The organism is Pseudarthrobacter sp. C1 (assembly GCF_034720455.1).
Lineage (GTDB): Bacteria > Actinomycetota > Actinomycetes > Actinomycetales > Micrococcaceae > Arthrobacter.
Genome location: NZ_JAYESK010000009.1, coordinates 8,110 through 33,416, shown reverse-complemented (window position 1 = coordinate 33,416; position 25,307 = coordinate 8,110). Strand labels below are relative to the sequence as shown.

The 25,307-nt window shown below is 66.7% G+C and carries 28 protein-coding genes; 8 read left to right on the top strand and 20 right to left on the bottom strand.

Annotation, left to right across the window (positions count from 1 at the left end; translation table 11 throughout):
• Positions 1-61: 61 nt before the first annotated feature.
• Complete coding sequence (locus tag U7114_RS15055) at positions 62-631, bottom strand: DUF4190 domain-containing protein (protein ID WP_323057816.1); 570 nt, start codon at positions 629-631, stop codon at positions 62-64.
• Positions 632-682: 51 nt separating this feature from the next.
• Complete coding sequence (locus U7114_RS15050; RefSeq protein WP_323057815.1) at positions 683-1,669, bottom strand: NERD domain-containing protein; 987 nt, start codon at positions 1,667-1,669, stop codon at positions 683-685.
• 181 nt (positions 1,670-1,850) lie between these two features.
• Between U7114_RS15050 and pgm the strand changes: the two genes are divergently transcribed.
• Complete coding sequence (pgm, locus tag U7114_RS15045) at positions 1,851-3,503, top strand: phosphoglucomutase (alpha-D-glucose-1,6-bisphosphate-dependent) (protein ID WP_157239802.1); 1,653 nt, start codon at positions 1,851-1,853, stop codon at positions 3,501-3,503.
• On the opposite strand, the gene U7114_RS15040 is transcribed toward pgm, so the two are convergent.
• Both U7114_RS15040 and U7114_RS15035 read right to left on the bottom strand, forming a co-directional pair.
• On the bottom strand, positions 3,493-4,005 hold the full coding sequence (locus U7114_RS15040) for a 2'-5' RNA ligase family protein (protein WP_323057887.1): 513 nt from the start codon (positions 4,003-4,005) through the stop codon (positions 3,493-3,495). The genes pgm and U7114_RS15040 overlap by 11 nt on opposite strands.
• A gap of 131 nt (positions 4,006-4,136) precedes the next feature.
• Positions 4,137-4,742 carry a malonic semialdehyde reductase gene (locus tag U7114_RS15035; protein ID WP_323057814.1) on the bottom strand — a complete coding sequence of 202 codons (606 nt, stop codon included), beginning with the start codon at positions 4,740-4,742 and terminating at the stop codon, positions 4,137-4,139.
• A 204-nt stretch (positions 4,743-4,946) separates the two neighbouring features.
• Between U7114_RS15035 and U7114_RS15030 the strand changes: the two genes are divergently transcribed.
• Entirely contained in the window at positions 4,947-6,299 is a 1,353-nt protein-coding gene (locus U7114_RS15030; protein WP_321215036.1) for a uracil-xanthine permease family protein, read from the top strand.
• Here U7114_RS15030 and U7114_RS15025 read toward each other — a convergent pair.
• From U7114_RS15025 to U7114_RS15010, 4 genes are all read right to left on the bottom strand, one after another.
• On the bottom strand, positions 6,296-7,168 hold the full coding sequence (locus U7114_RS15025; RefSeq protein WP_323057813.1) for an SGNH/GDSL hydrolase family protein: 873 nt from the start codon (positions 7,166-7,168) through the stop codon (positions 6,296-6,298). The two genes, U7114_RS15030 and U7114_RS15025, sit on opposite strands and share 4 nt — an antisense overlap.
• A complete protein-coding gene (locus U7114_RS15020; RefSeq protein WP_321215034.1) occupies positions 7,165-8,067 on the bottom strand; it encodes a GAF domain-containing protein in 903 nt (300 codons plus the stop codon). The genes U7114_RS15025 and U7114_RS15020 overlap by 4 nt, the downstream gene beginning before the upstream one ends.
• A 410-nt stretch (positions 8,068-8,477) precedes the next feature.
• A complete protein-coding gene (locus U7114_RS15015; protein WP_157239812.1) occupies positions 8,478-8,816 on the bottom strand; it encodes a hypothetical protein in 339 nt (112 codons plus the stop codon).
• Between the two features lie 67 nt (positions 8,817-8,883).
• Positions 8,884-9,783 carry an SDR family oxidoreductase gene (locus U7114_RS15010; protein WP_157239814.1) on the bottom strand — a complete coding sequence of 300 codons (900 nt, stop codon included), beginning with the start codon at positions 9,781-9,783 and terminating at the stop codon, positions 8,884-8,886.
• A gap of 209 nt (positions 9,784-9,992) precedes the next feature.
• Here U7114_RS15010 and U7114_RS15005 point away from each other — a divergent pair, with 209 nt between their 5' ends.
• Both U7114_RS15005 and U7114_RS15000 read left to right on the top strand, forming a co-directional pair.
• Positions 9,993-10,514 carry a DUF6328 family protein gene (locus U7114_RS15005; protein ID WP_321215032.1) on the top strand — a complete coding sequence of 174 codons (522 nt, stop codon included), beginning with the start codon at positions 9,993-9,995 and terminating at the stop codon, positions 10,512-10,514.
• 2 nt (positions 10,515-10,516) lie between these two features.
• Positions 10,517-11,182, top strand: a complete 666-nt coding sequence (locus tag U7114_RS15000) for a DUF6766 family protein (RefSeq protein WP_157239816.1) — start codon at positions 10,517-10,519, stop codon at positions 11,180-11,182.
• Positions 11,183-11,273: 91 nt separating this feature from the next.
• Here the strand turns inward: U7114_RS15000 and U7114_RS14995 are convergent, their stop codons facing one another.
• From U7114_RS14995 to U7114_RS14975, 5 genes are all read right to left on the bottom strand, one after another.
• Entirely contained in the window at positions 11,274-12,398 is a 1,125-nt protein-coding gene (locus tag U7114_RS14995) for a glycerate kinase (RefSeq protein WP_323057812.1), read from the bottom strand.
• Between the two features lie 76 nt (positions 12,399-12,474).
• Positions 12,475-13,284 (bottom strand): SDR family oxidoreductase, encoded by an 810-nt coding sequence (locus U7114_RS14990; protein ID WP_323057811.1) that lies wholly within the window; start codon positions 13,282-13,284, stop codon positions 12,475-12,477.
• Between the two features lie 20 nt (positions 13,285-13,304).
• Entirely contained in the window at positions 13,305-13,724 is a 420-nt protein-coding gene (locus U7114_RS14985) for a hypothetical protein (RefSeq protein WP_157239821.1), read from the bottom strand.
• Positions 13,725-13,815: 91 nt separating this feature from the next.
• Complete coding sequence (locus U7114_RS14980) at positions 13,816-14,115, bottom strand: hypothetical protein (protein WP_197432430.1); 300 nt, start codon at positions 14,113-14,115, stop codon at positions 13,816-13,818.
• Positions 14,116-14,206: 91 nt separating this feature from the next.
• Positions 14,207-14,977, bottom strand: a complete 771-nt coding sequence (locus U7114_RS14975; protein ID WP_197432559.1) for a class I SAM-dependent methyltransferase — start codon at positions 14,975-14,977, stop codon at positions 14,207-14,209.
• 206 nt (positions 14,978-15,183) lie between these two features.
• On the opposite strand from U7114_RS14975, the gene U7114_RS14970 reads away from it, so the two are divergent.
• The 3 genes from U7114_RS14970 (at position 15,184) to U7114_RS14960 (ending at position 19,635) form a co-directional block, all read left to right on the top strand.
• Positions 15,184-16,857, top strand: coding sequence for an ATP-binding protein (locus U7114_RS14970; RefSeq protein WP_416235561.1), 1,674 nt, complete (start codon positions 15,184-15,186; stop codon positions 16,855-16,857).
• An 18-nt stretch (positions 16,858-16,875) separates the two neighbouring features.
• Positions 16,876-18,417 (top strand): putative bifunctional diguanylate cyclase/phosphodiesterase, encoded by a 1,542-nt coding sequence (locus tag U7114_RS14965; protein ID WP_157239824.1) that lies wholly within the window; start codon positions 16,876-16,878, stop codon positions 18,415-18,417.
• A 165-nt stretch (positions 18,418-18,582) separates the two neighbouring features.
• Positions 18,583-19,635, top strand: coding sequence for an EAL domain-containing protein (locus U7114_RS14960; protein WP_321215025.1), 1,053 nt, complete (start codon positions 18,583-18,585; stop codon positions 19,633-19,635).
• 31 nt (positions 19,636-19,666) lie between these two features.
• On the opposite strand, the gene U7114_RS14955 is transcribed toward U7114_RS14960, so the two are convergent.
• On the bottom strand, positions 19,667-19,867 hold the full coding sequence (locus U7114_RS14955) for a DUF6480 family protein (protein ID WP_321215024.1): 201 nt from the start codon (positions 19,865-19,867) through the stop codon (positions 19,667-19,669).
• 140 nt (positions 19,868-20,007) lie between these two features.
• Here U7114_RS14955 and U7114_RS14950 point away from each other — a divergent pair, with 140 nt between their 5' ends.
• Positions 20,008-20,313, top strand: a complete 306-nt coding sequence (locus tag U7114_RS14950) for a hypothetical protein (protein ID WP_323057808.1) — start codon at positions 20,008-20,010, stop codon at positions 20,311-20,313.
• 19 nt (positions 20,314-20,332) lie between these two features.
• On the opposite strand, the gene U7114_RS14945 is transcribed toward U7114_RS14950, so the two are convergent.
• From U7114_RS14945 to U7114_RS14920, 6 genes are all read right to left on the bottom strand, one after another.
• Positions 20,333-21,136, bottom strand: a complete 804-nt coding sequence (locus U7114_RS14945; protein WP_323057807.1) for a glycerophosphodiester phosphodiesterase — start codon at positions 21,134-21,136, stop codon at positions 20,333-20,335.
• A gap of 57 nt (positions 21,137-21,193) precedes the next feature.
• Positions 21,194-21,442, bottom strand: a complete 249-nt coding sequence (locus U7114_RS14940) for a hypothetical protein (RefSeq protein ID WP_157239831.1) — start codon at positions 21,440-21,442, stop codon at positions 21,194-21,196.
• 112 nt (positions 21,443-21,554) lie between these two features.
• Positions 21,555-22,373, bottom strand: coding sequence for an HAD family hydrolase (locus U7114_RS14935; RefSeq protein WP_197432431.1), 819 nt, complete (start codon positions 22,371-22,373; stop codon positions 21,555-21,557).
• Positions 22,374-22,424: 51 nt separating this feature from the next.
• The gene (locus U7114_RS14930) at positions 22,425-23,648 is read right to left on the bottom strand and encodes an acyl-CoA dehydrogenase family protein (RefSeq protein WP_323057806.1); all 1,224 of its coding nucleotides are present in this window, start codon (positions 23,646-23,648) and stop codon (positions 22,425-22,427) included.
• A gap of 16 nt (positions 23,649-23,664) precedes the next feature.
• A complete protein-coding gene (locus U7114_RS14925; protein WP_321215019.1) occupies positions 23,665-24,339 on the bottom strand; it encodes a GTP cyclohydrolase II in 675 nt (224 codons plus the stop codon).
• Positions 24,340-24,407: 68 nt separating this feature from the next.
• Positions 24,408-25,247 carry an IclR family transcriptional regulator gene (locus U7114_RS14920; RefSeq protein WP_323057805.1) on the bottom strand — a complete coding sequence of 280 codons (840 nt, stop codon included), beginning with the start codon at positions 25,245-25,247 and terminating at the stop codon, positions 24,408-24,410.
• Positions 25,248-25,307: the final 60 nt, after the last annotated feature.

The window sequence follows — 25,307 nt, the reverse complement described above, 5'->3', positions numbered from 1 at the left end:
CGGGAGCGCCGGACCGCCCCAGCGGCTGGTTCAGGCGGTTGGCCTGGCCCATGACTGGCGTTCAGTACATGTTGCCTGAACCGCTGGTGGTGCCGGCTATGGTGATCCCGATGATGGCCAGCAGCCAGAGCGCACCGTAGCCCAGCAAGCACAGGTAGCCCAGGACCAGGCCGGCGATGGACATGCCCCTGCCCGCCGGTTCCCGCTTGAGCGCCATGTGTCCGGTGATGATCGCGGCGACCTGCGGCAGCAGGAGCCAGCCCATGATGACGGAGGCGATCCCGCACACCATGCTGGCAATGCTCAGCGTTTTCGGCTCCGCCTGCATGCCGTAGTACGCCGGCTGGCCATAGGGGCTGGCAGGCTGGCCGTACGGGCCCGGCTGCTGGGCATAGGGGCTCGGCTGCTGGCCGTACGGCGTCGGGTACTGGCCCGGTTCGCCGTAGGCGTCCTGACCGGAAGCGCCCTGCCCATAGCCGGCCTGCCCGTAACCGCCCTGCCCGTACTGCGGCTGCGGCTGCGGTGGTGTCCCGCCGGCGGAGGGCGCGGCGAAACGGGGCGGCTCAAAGCCCGACGGCGCGGCGGACTCGGGCTTTGCGGATTCGGGACGCTGGCTGGGCTGGTCGGACATGGTTTTCCCCCTTGGATTTTGTTCCAGCCTACTCCCGGCCGGTTGGGGGATCTATTGTCCCCAGTAGGGCAGGACGTACACCGCAAAGATCACAAAAGCGGCAAGGAGGGCAAGCCTTCCTGCGCCGGCGGCTCCGTGCTGGCGCGCCGCCGAGCCGGCACCGTGCCGAACCGAATTGTGCCGAGCCGAATTGTGCCGCCGGACCGGGCCAAGTCCGGCCGGCGTGGTCCCGGAGGGGTTCTCCCGGACCACCGGACGGGACGGCGAGCCCGCCCTCGGGGCAACACCTGCTGGCCCTGCTTCATCAGTTGTTGCCGTTCCGGCGGGCGGAACTGCGGTTCCGGGCCGTACGCTCCGCAGCGCCGTGATGCCGGCTTCCTGTTCGTGGGTCAGCTCCTGGCCGAGGTGTTTGTACAGACCCTCCACGGCCTGCTGGTCCAGGACCGGAGGCAGGGCCTCTATTGCCCCCACGACGCGGCCGGTTCCGGCCACTGCAACATCCGAGTTCGTCACGCCGAAGAGGTCCGGCTGGGTAGCCATGCAGATCAACGGACGCACCAGCCTCCGGTGCGTCGGGGGAACCACGGACGTCACGGCGGCGCACTGGGCCAGGGCCCCCTCCACGGCCTGGGTCCGGGCGTATCGTCCCTGCCACAGCACGCCGGAGGCAACACGGACCTCCCCGGTCCAGTCCTTGCAATCCACCACAACCACGCCGCCCGGCCCCACCAGGACGTGGTCCAGGCTTGCCTTGGGCCGGCCGGGCCAGTGGACATCATGCAGCACGTGCCAGCCCAACGGCACCAGCTCGCCCAGCTTCTCGGCTACTGCCGTCGTGCCCTCGGCGCCTGCCTTCTCGGCGCCTGCGTCCCACGGCTTCGTGGAACGCTCCGCTTCGTCGAGCCGGCGCTTGAGCCTGGCCACCCTCTCCGCGGCCAGCCTGGACTGCTCGGCTGCCCCGTCTCCTGCCCCCATGGCGTCCCTGCTTCCCTGCCGGAAGGACGACGGCGGCCGCCCGCCGTCGTGCCTTGCTTCCATACGTTTTGCCGGATTTTTTCGAAGGTAACAGGGCACGCAGGCGGCGGTATATAAGTACTTTCTGGGGCAGTACTCAGGTTGACTACTCGCTTGATGACGGTATTCCGTCACAGGCCGGACACACCGGCCGCATTCCGGACGGATCGTTTTGACTCCGGCCCCCGTCTGGCATGCTGGTGGCATGGCTAGCCGCGCGGGCACAGTTGCCCAACCCCAGGACCTTGTTGACATCACTGCGCTCCTCGATGCGTACTACGACATCACGCCGGATCTGGGTGATCCAGGCCAGCGCGTGGTGTTCGGAACCTCCGGGCACCGCGGCTCCAGCCTCAAGGCGTCCTTCAACGAGAAACACATTGTTGCCATCACCCAGGCGATCGTGGAATACCGTGCAGGGCAGGGCATCACCGGTCCGCTGTTCCTGGCCAAGGACACGCACGCCCTGAGTGAACCTGCGCAGAACTCCGCACTTGAGGTGCTGGCAGCCAACGGCGTCCAGGTCCTCGTGGATGCCCGGCACGGCTACACCCCGACGCCCGCCCTGAGCCACGCCATCCTCACCTACAACCGGAAGGCCCCGGCCGGCGCCCCCCAGGCGGACGGCATCGTAGTCACCCCCAGCCACAACCCGCCGGCCGACGGCGGCTTCAAGTACAACCCTCCGCACGGCGGCCCGGCCGATTCCGATGCCACCGGGTGGATCGCCAACCGCGCCAACGAACTGCTCGGGAACGACCTGCGCGGGGTGAAGCGAATTCCCGTCGCCGACGCACTTGCCGCGGATACCACCGGCAAGTTCGACTTCCTCAGCAGCTATGTTGACGACCTCCCGTCCGTGCTCAACCTGGACGCCATCCGCGAGGCCGGGGTCAGGATCGGTGCCGACCCCATGGGCGGGGCATCCGTTGACTACTGGGGTGAGATCGGCGAGCGCCACCAGCTGGACCTGACCGTCGTGAACCCCACGGTGGACCCCCAGTGGGCGTTCATGACCCTGGACTGGGACGAAAAGATCCGGATGGACTGCTCCTCGCCGTCCGCGATGGCGTCGCTGATCAAGCGGATGTCCGACGGCGGGTCCGCCTTTGACATCGCCACGGGAAATGACGCCGACGCCGACCGCCACGGCATCGTGACACCGGACGGCGGACTGATGAACCCGAACCATTACCTCGCCGTCGCCATCGACTACCTGTACCGCAACCGCAGCGGCTGGAACCCGGCCTCGGTAGTGGGCAAGACCCTCGTCTCGTCGTCCATCATCGACCGTGTGGCGGAAAGCCTGGGCCGCAAGCTCGTTGAGGTTCCGGTCGGCTTCAAGTGGTTCGTGCCCGGCCTGCTGTCCGGCGAAGGCGCGTTCGGCGGCGAGGAATCGGCCGGCGCCTCCTTCAACAAGAAGGACGGCACCGTCTGGACCACGGACAAGGACGGCATCCTGCTGGCCCTGCTCGCCTCGGAGATCACCGCCGTTACAGGCAAGTCGCCCTCGCAGCTGTACAAGGGCCTGACGGACCAGTTCGGCGCGCCCGTCTACGCCCGCATTGACGCAGCAGCCACGCGGGAGCAGAAGTCGGCACTCGGCAAGCTGTCGTCGTCGGACGTCACGGCGACGTCCCTGGCCGGGGAACCCATCCTGGCCAAGCTGACCGAGGCCCCCGGCAATGGCGCGCCCATTGGCGGGCTGAAGGTGGTCACGGAGAACGCCTGGTTTGCCGCCCGCCCCTCGGGCACCGAGGACGTCTACAAGATCTACGCCGAGTCCTTCAAGGGCGAGGAACACCTCAAGCAGGTCCAGGCGGAAGCCAAGGCCTTGGTGGACAGCGTTATCTCCTAGGCGGCTCTTCGGTTTCCGGCAGGGTCCACAGGCGCAGGATGCGCCGGACGGTGCGGTCACCGTCCGGCGCCATGTCCACCAGTGCAATACGGTCAAGCACGACGGCGTCGCCCGGGTTGAGCCGTTTGCCACCTTGGTGCGAGACATGGGGCCGGTAGCCTGCCATCGTGTGGGCCGGCGTCAGGATTGTGCCGCCCAGGCTGCCCGCCGCAGAGACCAGCTGCTCGTGCAGGGCCTGCAGGTCCGGCTGGGGCTGGATGAGGTTCACGGGCACGGAGCCGTTCCGGCCGAAGCCTGCGTCCTCACCCACGGTCAGCCGGGCGCCCAGGGCGGCCATCGCGGGGCCTTCTGCAAGGCCGGCGATGCGCTCGGCCGCGTCGGCACTGTCCGGGGCGTCGGCGTCGAACCTCACCAGGGTGATGTGCAGCGGCCATTCGCTGCGGGGGAAGACCAGCCCGTCCGCCACCGGCTCGACGAAGGCCACCAGGATGAGGTTCCGCATCGGCATAGCCCCAGTCTGCCACCGCCCCTGCCGACGCTCTCTCACTTAATGCGGCTTAAGCGCCATCGCTCTCTCAGGGGTGAGAGAGCGATGGCAGAAAAGGCGCATTAAGTGAGAGAGCGTCCCGGGGGTCAGACGGTGCGGACGACGTCCTCGTAGGCGAACTTGGGCTTGGCTTCGCCCCAGGCGTCTTCGGCAGGCTGGCCGATGTTGACCACCAGGAAGCTCTTCTGGTCCCCGGCGGGGAAGAACGCTGCGTCGATCGCGCCAAAGTCGGCGCCCGTCATGGGGCCGGCGGCGAACCCGAGGGAACGGACGGCCAGGATGAAGTAGCCGGCCTGCAGGTGGGCGTTGTTGTTGCCGGTGGTGGCGGCGAGTTCCGGGTTGGCGTCGTACATGGCCTTGGGGGCGTTGTAGCCGGGGAGGAAGGCGTCCCACTGCCCTGCCCAGTCGGTGTCGTAGCTGAGGATTGCCACCAGCGGGGCGGAAGCCGTCTTGGCGCGGTTGCCCGGCATGAGGGCCTCCACCAGCTTGGCGCGGGCCTCATCGGAACGGACGTAGGTCACGCGCAGCGGCTGGGAGTTGAAAGCGGTGGGGCCGAACTTGGTCAGCTCGTAGATTGCCTGCGCCTGATCCTCGGTCACCTCTCCGGTGAAGGAGTTGGCGGTGCGGGCCTGGGCGAAAATGGCGTCGACGGCGGCCGAATCGATAACCGCTTCTTCGTGGGCAATTGTCATGGGCTTACCTTTCGCTGTGCCTCCCCGCTTACCGGGGCGGCCTTGTTGCTTTCCATACTTGCAACTTCAACCAGCCCGTCCCTCTTCCCGTGACGGCGGGTGACGTCCGCCACAGCAGCCCGCAACGCGGCGCTGGCGGTATCCTTGTCCCAGTTAATCTTCGCCCTCCGCGGCACCCCCGAAAGCCCCCGAAAGGCCTCCGCCATGAGCATGCTCGGAATCAAATGGAAGCTGCACGGCACCGGAAAGTCGATTAAGCCGGGCCACGTGGTGGCCCCGGATGAGCGGCTGGCCTGGCCGCTCACCATCGGCGTGGGCATGCAGCACGTGGTGGCCATGTTCGGCGCCACCTTCCTGGTGCCCATCATCACAGGCATGCCGCCTGCCACCACTTTGTTCTTCTCCGGCATCGGCACACTGCTTTTCCTGGTGATCACCAAGGGCCGGATTCCCAGCTACCTGGGTTCAAGCTTCGCCTTCATTGCCCCCATCATGGCGTCCCAGCAGCAGTTCGGCATTCCCGGGGCACTGGGCGGCGTGGTGCTGGCCGGCGCGGCCCTGGCCCTGGTGGGCGCCATTGTGCAGAAGTTCGGCGCAGGCTGGATCAACCGGCTGATGCCGCCCATCGTCACGGGCGCCATCGTGGCGCTGATCGGCCTCAACCTTGCCCCCGCCGCAAAGAACAACTTCGACGCCGCGCCCGTCACCGCCGTCGTCACGCTGGCCACCATCATCCTGGTCAGCGTCCTGTTCCGCGGGATCCTTGGCCGCCTGAGCATCCTGGTGGGCGTAATAGCGGGCTACCTCGTGGCCATGCTGCGCGGCGAAGTGAGCTACGCCAAGATGGATGCCGCCGCGTGGATCGGCCTCCCGCAGTTCCAGACCCCTGAATTCCACCTGGGCGTCCTGGGCCTCTTCGTGCCGGTGGTGCTGGTACTCGTGGCGGAGAACATCGGCCATGTGAAGTCCGTGGCCGCCATGACAGGGCAGAACCTCGACGACGTTTCCGGCCGCGCGCTGATGGCCGACGGCGCCGCCACCGTCCTGGCAGGCTTCGGCGGCGGCTCCGGCACCACCACCTACGCCGAGAACATCGGCGTCATGGCTGCCACCAAGGTGTATTCGACGGCGGCCTACTGGGTTGCCGGCATCTTCGCCATCCTGCTGAGCTTCTCCCCGAAATTCGGCGAGCTGATTGCCACTGTCCCGCCGGGCGTCCTGGGCGGCGCGGCCACCATGCTGTATGGAATGATCGGCATCCTGGGCGTGAAGATCTGGGTCCAGAACAAGGTCAATTTCTCGAATCCGGTCAACCTGACCACCGCCGCCGTGGCCCTGATCATCGGCATTGCGGACTACACCTGGACCATCGGTGACCTCAAGTTCACGGGCATCGCCCTGGGCTCGGCAGCGGCCCTAGTGATCTACCACGGCATGAAGGCCATAGCGAAGGCCAGGGGCACCGCGGCCGAGCCCGAGACGGAACAGGCCGGCCTTCCACCCGCCGTGAAGGCAGCCGTCAACGCCGCCGCCAAGCGGACACCCAAGAAGCGCTAGGCCTTCTTAAGGGACGGCGGCTCGGCGGGATGGCCGGCCGGATGGCCGACCTGGAAATGCCTATGCCCGAACACCGGTCCTGGCTGGGGCCGTTTGGGAGCCAGCGGGGCCGCCGCCGGGTGCCTGACCTGGCGGATGGCCCAGGGAACAAGGTATTCACGGGCCCATGCCAGGTCCTCGGCCCGGGCTGCCTTCCAGCTGCGCGGCGGGAGCGCCTTGGGCCGCATCGGTTCAAGGCTGTGGGGAACGGCCAGGGCCTCCAGCACCCCTATGGCTATGGTGTGGTGGCCCAGCGGCGAGAAATGCAGGCGGTCAGGATCCCACATGCCTGGTCCAGTGAGGTCGCGCAGGCACCACAGATCAACCATGACGGCGTTGTGCCGGGCGGCCACTATGTACAGGTTCTCGTTGAAGATGGCCACCTTGCCGCGTATCTTGCCGAAGACCGGGGTGGCGCCCCAATCGGGACCGGCAAAAAGGACCACGGTGGCCCCGGAGCGGGCGAGCTGCTCCACGCCGGCGTCGATCTTCTCGGCAAGCTTGTCCGGGTCGCTGCGGCGGAACACAATGTCGTTTCCACCAGCGGAGAGCGTCACCAGGTCAGGCTTTGCGGCCAGTGCCGGGCCCACCTGCTGATCCAGGATCTCCCGCAGCCGCCGGCCCCGGATGGCGAGGTTGGCATAGGCAAAATCCGGCCGTCCAACGCTGAGTTCCTCGGCCACGCGGTCGGCCCAGCCCCGCAGCCCGCCCTGGTTCTCCGGCTCGGGATCGCCCACCCCCTCGGTGAACGAGTCGCCGAGGGCCACAAAGCGGTGCCAGGGATGCTGTATGGCTCCCGACGCCGGCTCCTCGTGCTTCTGCGCGGTCATGCCGTCCTCCCTTCCGCAGGATGAGGTGTGTCCTTGCCCCGTCCGGCCTTCCGGCCGCCCGGTTTTTCCGCCTGCTGGTCCAGCTCGGCAGGAGGCAGCAGGCGGAAGTCCGCCACGCCGTCGGGCGTTCCCTGCCTCAGCCCCGTGGGCTCCCTGCCGGAATCCCCGGCCCTGGGGCTCTCCCGGGCGGAGCCGGGCACAACCACGTTCAGGGCTGCGTCGCGCAGGTCGAGTTCGTGGTGCAGCGCCTGGTTCTGCAGGAATCGAAGGGCCCCCTCGCGGCTTAGCCCGTACTCATCCATGAGGCTGCGCACCGCCAGGTCCACCAGGACCAGGGAGCTTTGCACGACGGCGATCCCCGCCGTTGCCTCGGCGCGCTCCGCCACCCGCACCACTACCCGCAACGCGCGCGCCAGCTGCTGGGCGTAGCTCCTGCTGCGGAGGAGGTCGTCACTTGTGAACGTGTGGGGAAAGGCCGCGTACAGGTTGATGGCGGCGCTCGTTCCGCCCTCGGATGCGATGGGTATGGAGAGGAGCGACTGTACCCCGTGGCTGGCGGCCGCACTTGCGTACCCGGGCCAACGCCGGTCGCGGCTGACATCGGACAACAGCACAAACTCGCCGCTGCGGATGGCCTCCATGACCGGACCGTCGGCGAACGAGCACTGTTCGCGGTCAGCCTCGCGCGCCTTTTCCGTTCCCGCGGCGACGGTGCGGGCCTGGCCCAGGCGGAAAAGGGTGGCTGCCCAGCTGATGCCGCGCTGTTCGCCCTTGATGTCCGCCATGAAGTCACGGGTGACTTCCCAGAGGTAGGTTTCGACATCCTTGCTGTCGAATACCTGTTCCGGGGGTACTGGAAGGGGTCCCCAGCCGAGCTGCCCTGTTGGTTCAGCGGCCATGATCCACGCCTTGGTTGAAGCGCTCCGGCCTACTGCAAAACCTGTTTTCTAAGACTACTCCCCCGATCGGTCGAAAGGAGGGGGAGTCGTCCCGGAACGCTAACCCGCCGGCAGCGTGGAGCATATCGCGGCGGCAGAGCGAACGCTGCGGGGCAGCCACACTTCGCAGCCGCGGCTGCCGGTTGACTGGTCACTGATGACGACGGCGAACGCGGGCTCGGCCTGTGCGGCAAGGCCCGCGAGGGTTACGGCAAGTTCCGCCGGACGGTTGCATGTGGGCGTCAGGACGTCCCGGCATGCCGGAGGCCTCCGCCCTGCGGTTCGCCGGGGAACCACAGGGCGGAGGCCTCCATGCGAACTAACTTTCCCAACGCTCGCGGGAGGCCGCCGCGGACGGCCCCGGAGCGTGCTTAGCCGGCGCTGAACTCCTCGCCGTCGTCGTCTTTCGGCGACTTCTCCTGGGGCAGGTCATTGCCGCTGCCGTCCGGAATTCCGGCAGCTTCCTGCCCTGGCTCGGACGAGACCGGGGCGGATCCCCGGGAGTCGTCGTTGGACTCGTCGATCTCGGCGGCGCTGGAAGGAAGGTCCATGTCGTGGGGTACCGGATCCCCGCCGGCCTCCGACTGGGGCTCGTTCGTTTCCACGCTGCCCGGGGCGCCCTGGGCTCCTCCCATTTCCTGCTCAGCGGTGGGGGTGCCGTAGCCGCCCGGGTCCGTTTCGGGCTGCGCGTGCTGGTTTTCCTGCGTCATGGTTTCCTCCTGTTGTCTGTTCGGATGAAGCTGGTCTGCTGGGTCCCGTACGGTTTGGGGCCCGGGCTTAGAGCCCCTTGCCCCCGGTTACCGGCAGGACTGCCCCCGAAATGTAGGATCCGTCCTCGGAGGCCAGCAGCACATACGCCGCGGCAAGTTCGGCCGGCTGGCCTGCCCGCCCCAAAGGGGTATCCTGGCCGAATTTCGGGAGCTTATCCGGCCACTCCGTTGCCGGGATCAGCGGGGTCCAGATGGGGCCGGGCGCCACAGCGTTGACGCGGATGCCCTTGGGACCAAGTTCCTGCGCGAGCGCTTTGGTGAACGCCACCTGCGCGGCCTTGGTCATGGCGTAATCAATGAGGCCCGGCGACGGGTTGAAGGCCTGGATGGATGCCGTGGTGATGATGGACGCGCCCGGTTTGAGGTGCGGTACCGCGGCCCGCGCGGTCCAGAGCAGCGAGTAGAGGTTGGTCTTGAAGACGCGGTCGAATTCCTCGGTGGCCAGGGACTCCAGGCTCTCGCGGTTCTTCTGGTAGGCCGCGTTGAGCACCACCACGTCCAGCCGCCCAAACCCGGACACGGTTTCCCCGGCAATGCGCGTGCTGAATTCCTCCTCGCGGCCGTCTCCGGCAAACAGGAGGACGCGCTGGCCCGCCTTGCGGATCCAGTCCGCGGTGTCCTGCGCATCTTCCTCCTCTTCCGGGAGGTAGGAAATGGCCACATCGGCACCCTCACGGGCAAAGGCAATGGCGGCGGCCTTGCCGATTCCGGAATCACCGCCCGTGATGAGGGCCGCCTTGCCCTGAAGCTTCCCGTGCCCCTCGTAGCTCAGTTCGCCATGGTCGGGCTTGGGTTCCATCGGCGCCGTGAGGCCGGGCTGCTTCTGTTCCTGCTCCGGGAACGGACCCGAGTGGTAGCCGCCCCGCGGATCCTTTGGCTGGTCTGTCTGCTTGCCTGTGTCGCTCATAGTCCGCCTGCTCACTGTGTCGGTTTTCGAAGAGCTCCGCTGTGCACCGGTCCTTCGAAGCTATCCCGGCCGGAGGAGCAAAGTCCACCGTTCGGTGCGAATATAATCAGTAAACTTACCAAATGTTGGGACGGGTGCAACGCCAGCCTTGCTTCTGGATCGGGGAAGAGTAGAAAGGGAACTAAGAGGCTGGCAGTGAAGGAGAAGCAGTGTCCGAGGTGGAGGATTACACAGGCCGATCGGGCCGGAACGAAACCCGCGAGGAACAACTGGACCGCAACTGGGCAGAACTGCTGCAGGAGTTGCGGGTGCTGCAGATGGGCGTTCAGATCCTTGCCGGCTTCCTGCTGACCCTCCCCTTCCAGCAGCGGTTTGAGGATCTCGACGATTTCCAGGTCAACCTCTACCTGGCCAACGTGGTGATTGCGGCCCTCACCACCGCACTCATCCTCCTGCCGGTGAGCGTGCACCGGCGGCTGTTCCGGAAGCGGCTCAAGGAAACCCTGGTGTCCAGCGGCGATTCGATCGCCAAGATGACCCTTGCCGGAATCGCGCTCCTGAGCGCGGGTACGGCTGCGCTTGTTTTCGATGTGGCCGCCGGCCGCTCGGCCGGCCTTACTGCAGGCGGGGCGCTGATGGCGGTGATGGTGGTCCTGCTGGTCTACATCCCTATGCATTTGAACAGGCGCGCCACTGAAGACACGGCGCCTCATGGCTTGAAGGGAGGCTAACAATGAGCAGCAAATGGGTGAGGGAACACGGGCTGCTCCTGGTGAACGCGGGCCTGTTCCTCGTGTTCTTTGCGGGCATGATCCTGACCGGCGCGGCGAACTACAGCCAGGAGCAGCAGGCGCACGGGGAAGCCGCTGTATCAGTTCTGGCATTCCTGGCCACGGGCGACTTCGTGGAGGCCACCTTTGAGAACTGGGAATCGGAGTTCCTGCAAATGGCCATGTATGTGGTCCTGACTGCCTTTCTGTTCCAGAGGGGCTCTTCCGAGTCCAAGCCTGTAGGCAAGGACGCGCCACAGGACGAGGACCCGCGCCAGGCGGCCATCAAAAAGGCCACCCCCTGGCCGGTGAAGCGCGGCGGCGCAGTCCTCAAGCTCTACGAGCACTCGCTGTCCATCCTCCTGTTCCTACTGTTCGTTGGCTCGTTCACCGCGCACGCCTTCGGCGGCGCCGCGGCGTACAACGAGGAACAGGAAAGCCACGGGGAGGCGGGCGTCTCGGTCATTCAGTACGTGGGCACCAGCCGCTTTTGGTTTGAATCCTTCCAGAACTGGCAGAGCGAGTTCCTGGCCGTCGCCGTCCTGGTGGGCGCGTCCGTCTATCTGCGGGAAAAGGGATCGCCGGAGTCCAAACCCGTTGCAGAGCCGCATTATGAAACCGGCACCTGAGCCGGGCACAGCCGAAAGGAATCTGCCGGCGAACCATCATGGGAACCGCCCCTGCTGGTGGCGGCAGCGCAGCACCACTATCGTTTAGCCCTTAGGCGCCCTCGAGTACCTGGCTGGTTGCGCGGGCCAGGTATTTGGCGGCGTTTCCCATGGCATCCTGCGGGCTGGGCGCCATGTCCAGCAGCTGTGCGGCAGCCACCACACCATGGTGGGCAAGTTCTTCAGGCGTGACCAGGATCCTGCCGGCCACCACGATCACCGGGATGCCTCGCTCCCGGGCTGCGTCCGCGAGCGCGATGGGCGCTTTTCCGGTCAGTGACTGCGAGTCCATGGATCCTTCGCCGGTGATGACGAGGTCTGCCTCACCCAGCTGTCCGGCCAGCCCGGTCAGCCCGGCAACAAGCGAGAAGCCGCCTTCCAGCGTGGCGTCGGTGAAGGCAAGGAACGACGCCGGGAAGCCGCCGGCGGCGCCCGCCCCGGCGACGTTAACGTCCCGGCCCGTGGCTTCGCGCAGGACGGACGCCCAGTTGCGGAGGCCGGCGTCGAGCAGTTCCACCGTGTCCGGGTCCGCGCCTTTCTGCGGTGCGAAGACGTGCGCGGCGCCTTCGGGTCCGTAGAGGGGGTTGCGTACGTCGACGGCGATGCGGAAGGTTGTGGCGGCAAGCCGCGGGTCCAGCCCGCTCGTGTCCAGCGCGGCGACATCCGCGAGTGAACCGCCGCCCAGGGGCACGATGTTCCCCGCGGAGTCCAGCGGCTTCAGGCCCAGGGCACGCAGTGCCCCGCTGCCGCCGTCGGTCATGGCCGAGCCGCCGAGGCCCAGCACGATCTCGTTGGCGCCGGCGTCCAGGGCTGCCGCGATGAGCTGCCCGCACCCGTAGCTGTGGGCCCGGAGGGCGTTGGCCGGGGTGGGGTCCATCTCCGCAAGGCCCGAGGCCTGGGCCGTTTCAATGACGGCGGTGACCCTGCCGTCGTCCGCCTTGCTGATGGCCCAGGCGGCGCCGATTGGCGCAAGGATGGGGCCCACGACGGCGTTGAGGCGCTCCTCGTAGCCCGCCGAAACCGCCGCCTCCAGGGTCCCCTCGCCGCCGTCGGCAATGGGGAACTGCGTGGCGACGGCGTCAGGATAGACCCGCAAAGCACCTTCGGCGATTGCAGCCGCCGCCTCGGCCGCGGTCAGGGAACCCTTGAACTTATCCGGAGCAATAAGAATGCGCATGCGCTCCATCATGCCAGCAGCTGATAGGAAAGCGCTTGCCCGATCCGCAGTCCGGACGGACCCCCAGGCGTCGAGGCTAGCCCTCGCGCCACTCGTGGCTGGTGATGTGCGAGCCGGCCTGCGGCCCCATCTGCAGCATTCCGCCGTCGACCGCCCAGGATGCGCCGTTGACGTAGCTGGAACCTGCCGAGGCAAGGAAGGCGATGACCGCGGCAATTTCCCGGGCGTCACCGGGCCTGCCCAGGGGCACGCCCGGCCGGTCCTTGGTGGTGGGGTCCTCGTCTTCCTGCCCTGTCATGAGAGTGGCGATTTCGCCCGGCGCCACACTGTTGGCCGTGATGCCGTGTTCGGCGAGCTCGAGCGCCAGCGTCTTCATCAGGCCGCCCAGGCCGTGCTTGGACGCGTCATAGGCGGACGAACCCACCCGCGGCTGGAATTCGTGCACGCTGGTGACGGCAATCAGGCGTCCGCCCTTGCCGGCCTGCACCATTCGGCGGGCGGCGGCCTGCAGGCAAACAAAAGCCCCGTTGAGGTTGGTGTCCAGTGTTCGCATCCAGGTGTCGACGTCCAGGTCCAGGAACTTGGTGCCGTCGCCGGTCCCGGCATTGTTGACGAAGACGTCCACTCCGCCCAGTTCGTCCGCCAATTCGTCAATGACGGCCCCGGCGGCGCGGAGTTCAGTGGTGTCAAGCCGGCGCACCACAGCCTTGCGCCCCAGCCGCCGCACTTCCTCGGCCGTGCCTTCAGCGCCGGCTTTGTCTGAGTGCCAGGTGACACCCACGTCCATGCCGGCCCTGGCAAGGGCGACAGCCGTTGCCTTCCCAATGCCGGAGTCCGAGCCGGTAACGATGGCGGTGCTTGGGGCAAATCCTGCGGTGTCCTGCATGGTGGCAGCCTTTCGTTCGGTCAAGCCGGGCGGCGGAGTTCCGGCGCCGAGGGATATTCGCCGTCCTGCGAAGAATCAGGCTCTTCCGGCACGGCCATCAGCGGCACCGCGAAGGTCACTACAGGGCGCCCCTCAGGATCGTCCGCGGACCTGATGGTCAGGCTCCTGGTTCCGGCAGGCACCGTTGGGGTGAACACCTGGAGGTTCCTCGACCCCACGGTGGCGGAATCCCGGAACGAGTACGCCGTTCCGAAGTGGTCCTGGAGGCTGATGCGCGGCTCGGGCGCACCGTCGGAGGCCAAGTGGATGTTGACCACCAATCCCGCGGACCAGATCTCGACGGACAGGACGGTGAACTCCGTGGAGCGGGTGACATGGTTCCCATAGGTGGGCGGGAGCAGCATCCCGCGGAGGGAACCGGAGGGAATGAGTTTGCGCATGGTAGTTCCTGTAAGGTCTGCGTCCACCGTCGGCAAACCGGCGCCGGCTTCATGGGCCGGTGCTGGTGCTGGCGGCAGAACGGTGCGCGGTTTAGGCGTCTTCGCGACCGGGATTCTCCAGCCGGAAGATGTTTGACTGCTGGCCGTCGCTGCGCTGTTGCTGGTAAATGAAGTTCAGTCCCCGGGAGTCGGATTTTTCAAACCATTCCCCCGGCTGATGTGCCGGATCCTGCCCTTTTCGCTCTTCGTCGTGCGTGGCGGCCAGGCTCCGGCCCTCGCGCTCCGGTTCGTCCTCCGTTGAGGTGACCTCCTGTGAATACTTAGGGGATTTGGATGACTCCGCCTGCCCTTCCCCTGCCGGTCGGCAGTAAGTGTACTTGCCATTCAGCATCCCGATCCGCCTGCGTGTCAAGGGTTTGAGTGGCGGCGCGATGCGCCTTCGGAAAGGAGCCAGCCTCCGGGCGGAAGGGGCTGAGCCCCGGCTAATGCCTCGGACGGAGCACAGCAAAATACCCCGGCACCCGGCTCTTCCCGCCGATCCCGGTCATTGGATGTGTTTCGATGGCCACTTCCCCGTCTTCCAGGAGTTCCCAACTCTCCGGCGGAAGTACCCGCGAGCGCTCTTCGGGACCGAAATGGCCGGGCATCGGCAGCCCGCGGATCGCGCGCTCAAGGGGGGCCGGGATGCTTTGGCGGGTTGCACCGAGGTGGGAAACGTACTCAACGGGATTGCCCTGGAAATTCGTTTCGGCGAGGAATACGGTGCCCCGGCTTCCGACCAGCAGCCGCAGGTTTTCCACCAGCGCCGCCTGGTCGGCCTGATCCAGCACGTGGAGCACGCCCCGGATGAAGACGTTTGCGTCAGTGCTGCCGGCCAATCCCCTGCCCGCCCCCGGCGCGGTCATGTCCCGCGTAACGTAGCGCACAGGGCCTGGGCTGCCGGCCGTGGGTGCCTGGGCGCCCGCGTAGGCTATGGCCTGCCCGGAAACATCCACGCCGATGACCTCGGGGAAGACTGCGGCCAATGCGCGGGTAAAACTGCCGTGGCCGCAGCCCACGTCCACCACGGGCAGGTCCGGGTCCAGGTGGCGAAGCAGCACGTCCCTGTAGCCGAGGAATTCATGGTCGGTTCCGGAATCCCAGAGAACCTCGCCCCCGGCTCCGGCCCCCCTGATGCCGGCCCAGTACGCGTCCCATGCCAGCGGCCGGTCCTTGGGGGCAGAGCGGGACAGCCGGATGAGCTTCGGGACCATCAGGTACTTCTGCAGGATGGACCACAGTGACTTTGCCGGGAGGGACTTCGAGGGGGAGGGCACGGATCAAATATAGGGGCCCGGACAACCCGGCTGCGGGATCTGCCGCCTGCATGACCCCTTGGCAGCTCCTGTCGGCGCCCGCCAGAGCGGTAAAAGTCCTCCATTTCTTTCCCGGGGAGCCGCCCGCCCGGCGTGACCATACAATGTACTCAACTGGGAGGGAAGGGGACACCGTGGCGGCTGACACGCCGAGTGACTTGCGCGCGCCGCGCACCGCCGTCGTGGCAGACCCTGACGATGCGCGCCTCGCATCATATGCCAAGGCGCTGCGGGATGCGGGCTATTCGGTCCTGTGCGCAAGGGACGCTGCCGGACTTGCTGCTTCCCTGGAAGAATGCCGCCCCTCCGTCGTCGTGGTTGACACGTCGCTCTCCGCCGTCAAAGCAGACGCGCCGGTGCTTGTGGTGGTGGACCTCGACGATCCTGCAGAGCTCGCTGCCATGAAGCCGTCCGGCATCCACGACTGCATCGCCAAGCCGCCCGCCCCCCGGGAACTGGCCTACCGCGCCACTGCCCTGATCGACATGGTGGCCCGCCGCAATGCCGCCCGGCAGGAAACCGAGGCACTGCGCGAACAGCTCCGGCAGGTCTCTGCCGCTGTCCGGGCCACGAACGACCCGGAGGAGATCGCCCGCCATGTGGTGGCCGGCTTTGGCCGGACCTTCAAGGCCGACCACGTCTGGCTGACCACTTTCGAGGACAGCCGGGTTCCCCGCATCAACGCCGCGTGGAGCAGGCCCGGGCTGGCGCCGCTCAACGAAGAGGCACTGCCGGACGAGGAGGATGCCCGCCGGGCAGCGGACCTGCTGTGGGCCGGCGCCGAGACCTCGTCTTCGCCCGGAACGGAGGAGCCGACGGCGGGTGAGGCCGCTTCACCGGGCATCGGCGACGCCGTTTCCTCCTTGGCCGTGCCCATGGGCGAGGGCAGCTCTTCGCTGGGCATTATTTGGATTGCGATGATCGACCAGCCGCGGACCTGGTCCGGGACTGAACTGGGGCTCATCCAACATGTGGCGGGCAACGCGGCCCACGGACTGATCCAGAGCCACCTGATCAGCAGCCAGCAGCAGGTCGTGAAGCAGCTGCAGCAGCTGGACAAGGCCAAAACGGACTTCCTTGCCACGGTCAACCATGAGCTGCGGACGCCCCTGACGTCCATCATGGCGTACCTGGACATGATCCAGGAAAGCACCGAGCAGCCCGTCTCTCCCGAAGTCCACCAGATGCTGGACATCGTGGTCCGGAACACGGAGCGGCTCAGGATCCTGATCGAGGACATGCTGAGCGTTTCCCGCAACGGCCTTGATGACAGCCTGATGCACCTCACCCCGGTGCGGCTGGGACAGACCCTGGACCTCGTGGCCGCGGCGCTTCGGCCCCTGGCCACACTGCAAAACGTCACCATCGCCGTGGAGCAGGTTCCGGAGGACCCGGAGATCCTTGCCGACGAGGTGCAGCTGCAGCAGGTGTTCACCAACCTGGTCTCCAATGCCATCAAGTTCACCCCCAGCGGAGGGCGCATCCAGGTGGGGAGCGAGTCGCACGCCGCGGCTGATGGCACCCGGTGGGCCACGGTCAGTGTGGCGGACACCGGCATCGGCATTTCGAGCGACGAGATCGACCACGTCTTCACCCGCTTCTACCGGGCATCAAACGCCATGTCGGGGGCGATTCCCGGGACAGGGCTGGGGCTGGCCATCACCAAGGACATCGTGTCCCGGCACGGTGGCAGGATCGACGTTTCCTCGATCCTGGGCGCAGGGACCACGGTCACGGTCAGCCTCCCCCTTGACGCTGAACGCAGCCAGGAAAACTGAGCGGGATGCAGGACTCCGATGTTTGCGGATAACGACCCGCGGCTCTCCCGGCTCCTGGAAGGCATTGTGCGGCTGGCGTCCGGCGACCTCACCTCACGGATCGAGGTTTCTCCGGCGCGTGACGAGCTCGATGCCATCATCATGGGCACCAACCTGCTCGCCGAGGACCTGCAGATCATCTACGAGGAGCTTGAACAGCGGGTGCAGGTCCGGACCCGGCTCCTGCACGAGGCCCATCTGGAGATGCAGAAGATGGCCATGCAGGACCCGCTCACGGGCCTGGCAAACCGCTCCGCCCTGATCGACGCACTGAACGCCGCCCTTGAGGCCGACACCGAATCGGACGAAAGCCCGGTCCTCCTCATGATGGACCTGAACGCGTTCAAATCCATCAACGACAGCCTGGGCCACTCCGCCGGGGACCACGTCCTGATCACCGTGGGGGAACGAATCCGCGGTGCCGTGCGCGAATCCGACGTCGTTGCCCGCCTCGGCGGCGACGAGTTCGCCATCGTCCTGCCCTCGGCCACCCATGACCAGGCCGGCTTTGTGGGCCACCGCATCCTGGCAGCCGTACGTGAGCCCATTGAGCTGCCGGGACGGAGCCTCCGCTGCGGTGCCAGCATCGGGCTCAGCGCCGGCGAGCCGGGCAAGACGCCGGAGGACATGCTGATGGAGGCCGACGTCGCCATGTACGCGTCCAAGGCGGAAGGCCAGAACAAGCTGCACCGCTTCGAGCCGGGACTCCTGCTTGTCCGCAGGCTCCGCAGCCAGCTGGTGGAGGATTTGCGTACCGCCATCAGCACGGACGGCCTGACGCTCAACTACCAGCCGGTCGTGGAACTGGGCTCAGGCCGGATCGAGGGCGTTGAGGCCCTGGTCCGCTGGAACCATCCGACCCGCGGCCTGATCATGCCGGACGAGTTCATTCCGCTGGCGGAAGAAGCCGGGCTGATCTCCGAGCTGGGGCTGTGGGTGCTCCGGGCGGCAGTTCACCAGCTCCGCGACTGGGTCAACGCCTCCGTCGTGGACAGCCGGTTCTCAGTCCGGATCAATATCTCCGCCACAGACCTGCAGAGCCTGCAGTTCATCGAGGATGTCAGGAATGTCCTGAAGGAAACCGGCGTTCGGCCGGACCAGGTGGTGCTGGAGCTGACGGAACTTGCCATCGTCAAAGGCAACGATCTTGACCGGTACTCGCTGGGCGGACTGCGGGGCCTGGGCGTGGGGATCGAGATCGACGATTTCGGCACCGGCTACTCGTCCATCAGCTACCTGCGCCGGCTTCCGGTGGACCGGGTCAAGGTGGACCGGTCACTGATCACCGGGCTGGGAACCGATCCCACGCAGCCCGCCCTGGTGGCGGCGGTCCTGCAGCTGGTCCGGGCGTGCGGGCTGGAAGCGGTGTGGGAAGGCGTGGAAACAGCAGAGCAGGCTGAGATCCTTCGCGGCCTGGGCTGCCTCAGCGCCCAGGGCTATTTCTTCAGCAGGCCGGTCCCGCCGGAACAAATTCCGGAATTAGTGGCAAAACAGCCGGAACGCGCAAAGCAGCAAGGCTGAAACTACTGCGCATTTGTTTCCTGCGATATACGATCATGATGCGGTGTGTGGGTTTTCGTCGCCGCGAAAATCAGTGTTGAACTGGGCACCGGACTTTAAAGGCGTTTACAAATTGAACATCAAAGGGCCATTGGGTCATTACTTCGTCAACTGGGGGCGTAGCTAATGTCGGTTCGAATACAGGCATGGGGAATTATCGCCGCTGTGCTGGCGGACACGGATCCGGCCGGAGCGGCTGTCCGGCAGCGCCTTAGCAACCGCTTGGACGAAAATCCCGGAGTGCCCGAGCGTGCGCTCCTCGAATACCTCCTTGAGACCCGGCGGAGTGACGCCAACACGGCGGAAACGCTGGAGACTGCCAGGCAGATGCGCCTCACACCCGCCGTCCCGCCCAAAGTGGCGGAACAGATCGATGCAATCCGCAGCATGTCACGCATCAGCGCCCTGCTTGAGAGCCAGATGCTGATGACAGCCTTCCAGCCCATTTACGGGCTGGAAGAAAAAATCGTGGTGGGAGTCGAGGCGTTGTCCCGGTTCGTCAGCGACGACGGTGCTGCGGCAGAACTGTGGTTCGCTGAGGCAGCCGCTGTGGGGCTGGGAGCGAACCTCGAATTTTCGGCACTGGGATCTGCTGCCGCCGCAGCTAAGACGCTTCCCGAGAACCTGTTCGTGTCACTCAACATCTCGCCCGATTCATGCCTTGACCCCAGGCTTCCGGAACTGTTCGAGCACATCGAGCTTCCCGTCAGCCGCGTAGTGCTCGAACTGACGGAAACCATCACGGACGAGGAATACCCGCAGTTCATCGCCGCCATCAATCCGTTGCGCGACCAGGGCCTGCGGATCGCCGTGGATGACACCCATTCAGGGGCAGGGGCACTGAGCCGGATGGTGCACCTCCGCCCGGACTTCCTGAAGGTGGGCCGGAACGTCATCGGCGATGTCGACAAAGACGGCCTCCAGCGCGCCCTTGCCGCCTGCCTGGTGGACTTTGCGGACCAGATCGGCACCTCCCTCGTGGCAGAGGGCATCGAGACTGTCGGGGAGCTCAAGGTCCTCACCGAACTGGGAATCACAGCCGGGCAGGGCTATCTCCTCGGCCGGCCTTCGGTGCGGCCCAAGGACTGGGCCAGCTGGAACAGCCGGCTGGACCTGGACGGGATCAGCCGCCACGTGGCGGGACCCGATCAGGCCGCCGGCAAGCCACACACAAGCTAACCGCACTGGCACAAGGCCTCAGCCGGCGGGGCTATTCGCTGTGGCCCTGGTCGCGGCTCATTTGGTCCTCAGCCGGCGGCGTCTCGCCGGGAGGCACTCCCCCACCCGGCTCCAGCCCGGTGACGTTGCCTTCGGCGGGGTCCGGATTCGGTGATGCGGCGGAGTCCCCGCTTCCCTGCTTGCCCGGCTGGTCAGGGTTCGCGGGATCATTTTCCGGATGGTAGCTGCTCACGGTGCATGCGTCCTTCCTGTACGGCCGGGGTTCCTCACCCCGGCTCTGGACTAATTGTAAGCATGCTGATAATTCTGGAAGGGTAATGCTTCGGGCATCCGCTGGATTGCCCGGCAGGCAAGGTCGGAAGGAGCAGCCACATGGGTATCGGCGACAGCATCGGCAAGGCAGCAGAAAACGCCATGGAGGATCTGGCAGGGACATCAAAGCCCACGGAGAAAGCACATGTTCCTGATCCCGCGGATCCCAACGATGACGTGGAAGTGCACTCCTCCCTGAGCGAGGGCTCCAACGCGATGGAAGCGGAGAAGGAAGAGGCTCCGGGACTCAAGACCGGCGCAGCCCCCGGGCCCGTATCGGAGAATCCCTTCGGCGGGGATGCGGGGCCTGACGAGCCGACCGGCAGCAATGGCGGTAGCGGGGGCACCAGCACGGGTCGGGGGTAGTGGCCGGGCGTAGGTGACCTCAGCCGCGCGGCCACTTTCCGCGTTCCAGCAGGACCTCGCGGAGCAGGTCCGCGCGGTCGGTCACCAGACCGTCCACGCCCATGTCAAGGAGCCGGCGCATTTCACCGGGATCGTTGATCGTCCAGGCATGGACCACCAGGCCCAAGGTGTGGGCGCGGCGGACAAACCCGGGCGTCACCACTTCCACCCTGCCGTAACGCACCGGAACCTGCAGGGCGTGGACTCCTCGCAGGTTCAGGCGCATGCTCCACCTGAACACCGGTCCGGGGAGTATCGGGCCCAGCACCGTGAACAAGCCCACCGAAACCACTCCGGCTGACGCTGCCACCGGCTGGCTCAGCAGCTTCAGCACCGCCCGCCGCCTCCGGTCCGAGAAGCTGGTCAGCAGCACCCGGTGGTGCACTTGGTGGTATTCAATTCCAGCGGCGATGCTGCGTACGGAATTCCAGTCCTTGACGTCCACGTTCAGCCGGACGCCCGGCAGCTCGACGAGCAGTTCATCGAACCGCGGGATGGGCTCGCGTCCGCCGATCCGCGCCTCGGCCACCTTATGGGCGGGAAGCTCGGACACCTTCCCGCTGCCGTCGGTCACCCGGTCCAGCGTCTCGTCATGGAAGAGGAACACCACGCCGTCGGCCGTGGTGTGGACATCGGTTTCGAGGTACCGGTAACCGAGGTCGACGGCGGCGCGGAACGCGGCCATCGAGTTCTCCAAACCCTCACGCGAAAATCCACGGTGGGCCATCGGGATGGGCAGCGGCGACCCGTCTGCATCAGCATGCTCGAAGAAGGGGAGGGCCACAATGCGAGCGTACCCCAGGCGGCACCGGCCCGGGGGCGGGCGGCAGGGCCGCGGCGGTCAGCCCTCCTGAAGGACTATGTCCACGCCGTCGCTGCAGTGCAGCAGCGTACGGCCGCGCCCGCCGTCGAAATCGATCCATACCGCCGCATGGTCGGCGGTGACCGCATCCACCAGGCCGCTGGCTTCGAAACCCGGGGCCAGGAGGACGCGGACGCGGTCGCCCTGCCGCAGCTTCTTCCAGTGCGGAGCAGGCGCGGCCTCGCGGAGCGGCGCCTCAGCATTTCCAAGCTTCGCTTTTCTTCCCATTGCTTCCCCCTGTGCCGGAACGGAGAGGTTGGGCTCTCCGTTTCCCACGTTAGGGAGCAAAGGTAAACGCGAGGTGAGCGCCAGCTGTGTAAACGGCGCCGGCACCTAAGAGTCAGGACAGTTGGACACCCAGCGAGGCCAGCCGCGCCTCCAGGACCTGGGCCACGCCGTCGTCGTCAAAATGCGGGGCCTGCTGCCCTGCCGCGCGGATTGCTTCAGGGTGGCCGCTGGCCATGGCGTAGCCCTGGCCTGCCCAGCGGAGCATTTCGATGTCGTTGGGCATGTCTCCGAAGGCCACCACGTCCGCAGCCCGGATTCCCAGGCTGGCCGCGTATTCGGCCAGGGTGACGGCCTTGTTGACCCCGGGAACCGCGAGCTCGAGCATCGGCACGCCCGGCGATGAGTGCGTGGCGGACGCGAGGTGTTCGACGGCGGGAGCCACCTCTGCGAGGAAGTCATCTGCGGTGCCCTCGCGGACAATGGCCAGGAACTTCACCACCGCGTCGTCCGCCGCCAGCGATTGGGCGAGCGGCGCCGGGGTGAATTCGGAGAGCAGCTCGCTGGAGCCGTTTTCGATAAAACCGGGCTCCAGATGGAACCCGCCCAGCGTTTCGGCGGCGAACAGGGCGGCGGGGCGCAGCCGCTTGATGATGCGGCGCACCTCCAGCACGGCATCGATGGTCAAGGTGCGGGCCGAGACCAGCTTGTCCGCCTCAAGGTCCCAGACCACGGCGCCATTGGAGCAGATGACGGTTCCCGCATGGCCGAGCCGGTCCTGCAGCGGGTGCAGCCAGCGCGGCGGCCGGCCGGTGACAAAAACGAGTTCGACGCCGGCCTCCCGGCATGCGTGGAAGGCGCGGACGGTGCGGTCGCTGATTTTTCCGTCGTGGCCGAGGATCGTTCCGTCAATGTCGCTTGCTACCAACCGCATCATGCCAGTCTACGTGGCGGTCCCCGGGGCCAGCGCCGCCGTCGGTGCCTGCTAGAAACTGGAGACCGACAGACCCAGGCCAAGGAGCCCCCGGCCCGCCTGCTCAAGGATGGGATCGGTGGCCAGGGTTGGATGGTTAAGCAGGACGCCCGCATCCCGCTGGATCCGCTGGAGCGGATGCGAAAGCCGGTGGGCGCTTCCGCCGGAGCGGGCCATGATCAGGTTGACGGCCTGGGCAGCGGCCTCGCCGCTGAGGGCAAAGGACAGGCGATACTGCGCCCTCGTCCCCTCCGCCATGGTCCTCGGCTGCCGTCGATGGGACGCATCCACCAGCCGCACCGCCTCCGCCCAGTGCAGCCGTGCGGTGGCAACCAGCCCGTAAGCCTGGGCGAAGCGCGCCTGCGCAACGGCAGAGTCCGCCTGGCGGCTCTCCGCAGTGTTCTTGACCTTGCGCCTGAGCATCTGTTCCCGGAACAGCTCCAGGGCGTGTTCCGCGGCTCCCAGTGCGGCCGAAGGGGCAACAATGTTCAACAGCGTGCCCATGGGCGTGCTGATGATGGGGTCCGGATGAATGCGGCTGCCGGGATTGTCCTCAGCCGTCAGCAGGGTCCAGGCCGCTGCCCGGCGGGCAGGCACAAACAGTTGCTGTGCGTGGATGTCGTTGCTTCCGGTTCCCCTCAGGCCGGCGGTGTGCCAGGTGTCCACTATCTCCACATCGTTGATGGGGACAAGGCACTGCAGGCGCACGCCGTTGTGGTCCACCGCCAGGAGCGCCCACTGGGAGTGCAGCACGCCGGAGGCGAAGCTCCAGCGGCCGGTGATGAGGTAACCGCCGGGCGCCTCCTCGGCAATGCCGACCGGCGCGCCGGTGGCGGCTGCCAGGGGCGCCGGGCCGCCTGCGAACACTTCATCCTGCACCGCTTGCGGCCAGCGTGCGAGCATCCAGACGTGCTCCATCAGGTGCCCGGCGTTCCAGGCCGTGGAGGGGCAGCCCCGGGCCAGCCTCCGCACCACCTCACCATAGGTTTCCACGCCCATGCCATAACCGCCGACACCGATGGGGGCGAGGATCCTGAAGACGCCGGCGTCCTGCAGTTCCAGCAGTGTGATGTCCGGGATGCGCCGCAGGTTCTCCGTTTCCTCCGCCCGCTCCCTCAGCCGGGGAACCAGGGCATCAACCCTGGCCAGCAGTTCCTCATGTGTTGGGATCCCCGAAGACGCGGATCCAGGAACGGTGGACACGCCGGCGGAAACATCGTCGATATAGATTGTCATGCCTGTCCCGCCCGCCTCAGGCCGCAAAGTCCAGGGTGTGGGCGGTGCGGTCCCGCTTGGCGGCCAGGTAGCGGTGGTTTGCCGGAGACAGGTGCACTCCCGTGGGGACCTGCTCGGTGACCTCTATGCCCAGCGCCTTCAGTTGGGCCGTCTTGTCCGGGTTGTTGCTGAGGAGGCGGACTGACGTGGCGCCAAGCGCGGCGAGCATCTGGGCAGCGGCCGTGTAGTCCCGCTCGTCCTCGCCGTGACCCAGGGCCACGTTCGCTTCGTAGGTGTCCAGGCCTGCGTCCTGCAACGCGTACGCATCGAGCTTTGAGTACAGGCCGATGCCCCTGCCTTCCTGGCGCAGGTACAGCAGGAACCCGCCGGTGGCCGCGATCTCCTCCACCCCTTCGCGCAGTTGGGGGCCGCAGTCGCACCGCTCGCTGCCGAACACATCGCCCGTGAGGCATTCACTGTGGAGCCGGACAAGGGGCGCGGACTGCGCCGATTCCCCGTGGAGCAGCAGGGCCTGTTCCCAGCCGCCGAGTCCAAGCAGGAGGTGCTCCTTGCCGTCGGCAAGCCCGTGGAAGGTGAGGACGTCGGCGGTTGCGGCATAGCCGTCCGGAAAGCGCAGGGGAACGCTGACCCGGCTGCGAACGGTGGCGCTACCGAGCCCGCGGCTGACGTACTGGTCACTGGTCAGGGGCATTTCGGGTCCTCAGGCATTAGTTGAACTTTCAACCTAACGATACCCGAGCTTACTTGAAGCTACAAGCTTTATTTTCCGCGCTGCCGCTGGCCGGAGACGCGCCCGGCAGCTTGGCGCGGCCTGCCGCCCAGGCGCGCAGTGACCTTGGCAGCAGCTGCAGCACATGCCTCCCCCAAGGCCTGGAGCCGCTCCGTGGAAACCCGGAACCGCGGCGCGGGGATAAGGACGGCAGCCACCACCTCACCCCGATGGTCGTAAACGGGGGCCGCCAGTCCCACCTCATCGATGGAGGTTTCCCCGTAGTTGACGGCCCAGCCGCGGCGGAGGTCGTCCTTCAGCCGGACCAGGTAGGCATCCAGGCTGGATTCGTCCAGGCCGGGATAGCTGATCGTCCCGCTGCTGAGCAGGGAACGGACCCTTTCCTCCGACTCCTGGGCGAGGAAGACCTGGACTGAGGAGCTGAGGGCGTCGCTGTACCGGGCACCCAGCGGGGTGGTGTGCTTGATCTGGTGGTGGCTGGCGATCTGCTCCACGCAGATGGATTCGTCACCGCTCCACACCATGAGTGCACTGGTTTCACCGGTCTGCTCGGACAGCTCCCGCAGAACCGGGTAGGCGACGCGGCGCTCCTCGAGTTCGGCGAGGAGCGGCCCGGCGACGGCGATCAGGCCCAGGCCGAGCCGGAAGCGGCGCGTCTCGGGGTCCCGCTCCACCAGGTGCTCCTGTTCAAAGGTGGCCAGGATCCTGGAGACGGTGCTTTTGTGCAGCCCCACGCGGTTGGCAATCTCGGTGACGCCGAGCAGCGGCTCGTCCGCCGAGAAAGTCCGGAGGACGGCGATGGCGTTGACGATGACGGAAGCGCCCTTGCTGTCGCCGTTGCCTGTGTTCTCGGATTCTGCTGCACTCATGGTGGTACCCATCATTCCCTAAGGGAGGCCGGAAGCGGCGCCACGGGGGTGGCGCCGCTT

Coding starts and splice junctions, on each gene's coding strand:
- U7114_RS15055 (WP_323057816.1), bottom strand. CDS start 631: ATGTCCGACCAGCCCAGCCAGCGTCCCGAATCCGCAAAGCCCGAGTCC.
- U7114_RS15050 (WP_323057815.1), bottom strand. CDS start 1,669: ATGGAAGCAAGGCACGACGGCGGGCGGCCGCCGTCGTCCTTCCGGCAG.
- pgm (WP_157239802.1), top strand. CDS start 1,851: ATGGCTAGCCGCGCGGGCACAGTTGCCCAACCCCAGGACCTTGTTGAC.
- U7114_RS15040 (WP_323057887.1), bottom strand. CDS start 4,005: ATGCGGAACCTCATCCTGGTGGCCTTCGTCGAGCCGGTGGCGGACGGG.
- U7114_RS15035 (WP_323057814.1), bottom strand. CDS start 4,742: ATGACAATTGCCCACGAAGAAGCGGTTATCGATTCGGCCGCCGTCGAC.
- U7114_RS15030 (WP_321215036.1), top strand. CDS start 4,947: ATGAGCATGCTCGGAATCAAATGGAAGCTGCACGGCACCGGAAAGTCG.
- U7114_RS15025 (WP_323057813.1), bottom strand. CDS start 7,168: ATGACCGCGCAGAAGCACGAGGAGCCGGCGTCGGGAGCCATACAGCAT.
- U7114_RS15020 (WP_321215034.1), bottom strand. CDS start 8,067: ATGGCCGCTGAACCAACAGGGCAGCTCGGCTGGGGACCCCTTCCAGTA.
- U7114_RS15015 (WP_157239812.1), bottom strand. CDS start 8,816: ATGACGCAGGAAAACCAGCACGCGCAGCCCGAAACGGACCCGGGCGGC.
- U7114_RS15010 (WP_157239814.1), bottom strand. CDS start 9,783: ATGAGCGACACAGGCAAGCAGACAGACCAGCCAAAGGATCCGCGGGGC.
- U7114_RS15000 (WP_157239816.1), top strand. CDS start 10,517: ATGAGCAGCAAATGGGTGAGGGAACACGGGCTGCTCCTGGTGAACGCG.
- U7114_RS14995 (WP_323057812.1), bottom strand. CDS start 12,398: ATGCGCATTCTTATTGCTCCGGATAAGTTCAAGGGTTCCCTGACCGCG.
- U7114_RS14990 (WP_323057811.1), bottom strand. CDS start 13,284: ATGCAGGACACCGCAGGATTTGCCCCAAGCACCGCCATCGTTACCGGC.
- U7114_RS14985 (WP_157239821.1), bottom strand. CDS start 13,724: ATGCGCAAACTCATTCCCTCCGGTTCCCTCCGCGGGATGCTGCTCCCG.
- U7114_RS14980 (WP_197432430.1), bottom strand. CDS start 14,115: ATGCTGAATGGCAAGTACACTTACTGCCGACCGGCAGGGGAAGGGCAG.
- U7114_RS14975 (WP_197432559.1), bottom strand. CDS start 14,977: ATGGTCCCGAAGCTCATCCGGCTGTCCCGCTCTGCCCCCAAGGACCGG.
- U7114_RS14970 (WP_416235561.1), top strand. CDS start 15,184: ATGTACTCAACTGGGAGGGAAGGGGACACCGTGGCGGCTGACACGCCG.
- U7114_RS14965 (WP_157239824.1), top strand. CDS start 16,876: ATGTTTGCGGATAACGACCCGCGGCTCTCCCGGCTCCTGGAAGGCATT.
- U7114_RS14960 (WP_321215025.1), top strand. CDS start 18,583: ATGTCGGTTCGAATACAGGCATGGGGAATTATCGCCGCTGTGCTGGCG.
- U7114_RS14950 (WP_323057808.1), top strand. CDS start 20,008: ATGGGTATCGGCGACAGCATCGGCAAGGCAGCAGAAAACGCCATGGAG.
- U7114_RS14940 (WP_157239831.1), bottom strand. CDS start 21,442: ATGGGAAGAAAAGCGAAGCTTGGAAATGCTGAGGCGCCGCTCCGCGAG.
- U7114_RS14935 (WP_197432431.1), bottom strand. CDS start 22,373: ATGCGGTTGGTAGCAAGCGACATTGACGGAACGATCCTCGGCCACGAC.
- U7114_RS14930 (WP_323057806.1), bottom strand. CDS start 23,648: ATGACAATCTATATCGACGATGTTTCCGCCGGCGTGTCCACCGTTCCT.
- U7114_RS14925 (WP_321215019.1), bottom strand. CDS start 24,339: ATGCCCCTGACCAGTGACCAGTACGTCAGCCGCGGGCTCGGTAGCGCC.
- U7114_RS14920 (WP_323057805.1), bottom strand. CDS start 25,247: ATGAGTGCAGCAGAATCCGAGAACACAGGCAACGGCGACAGCAAGGGC.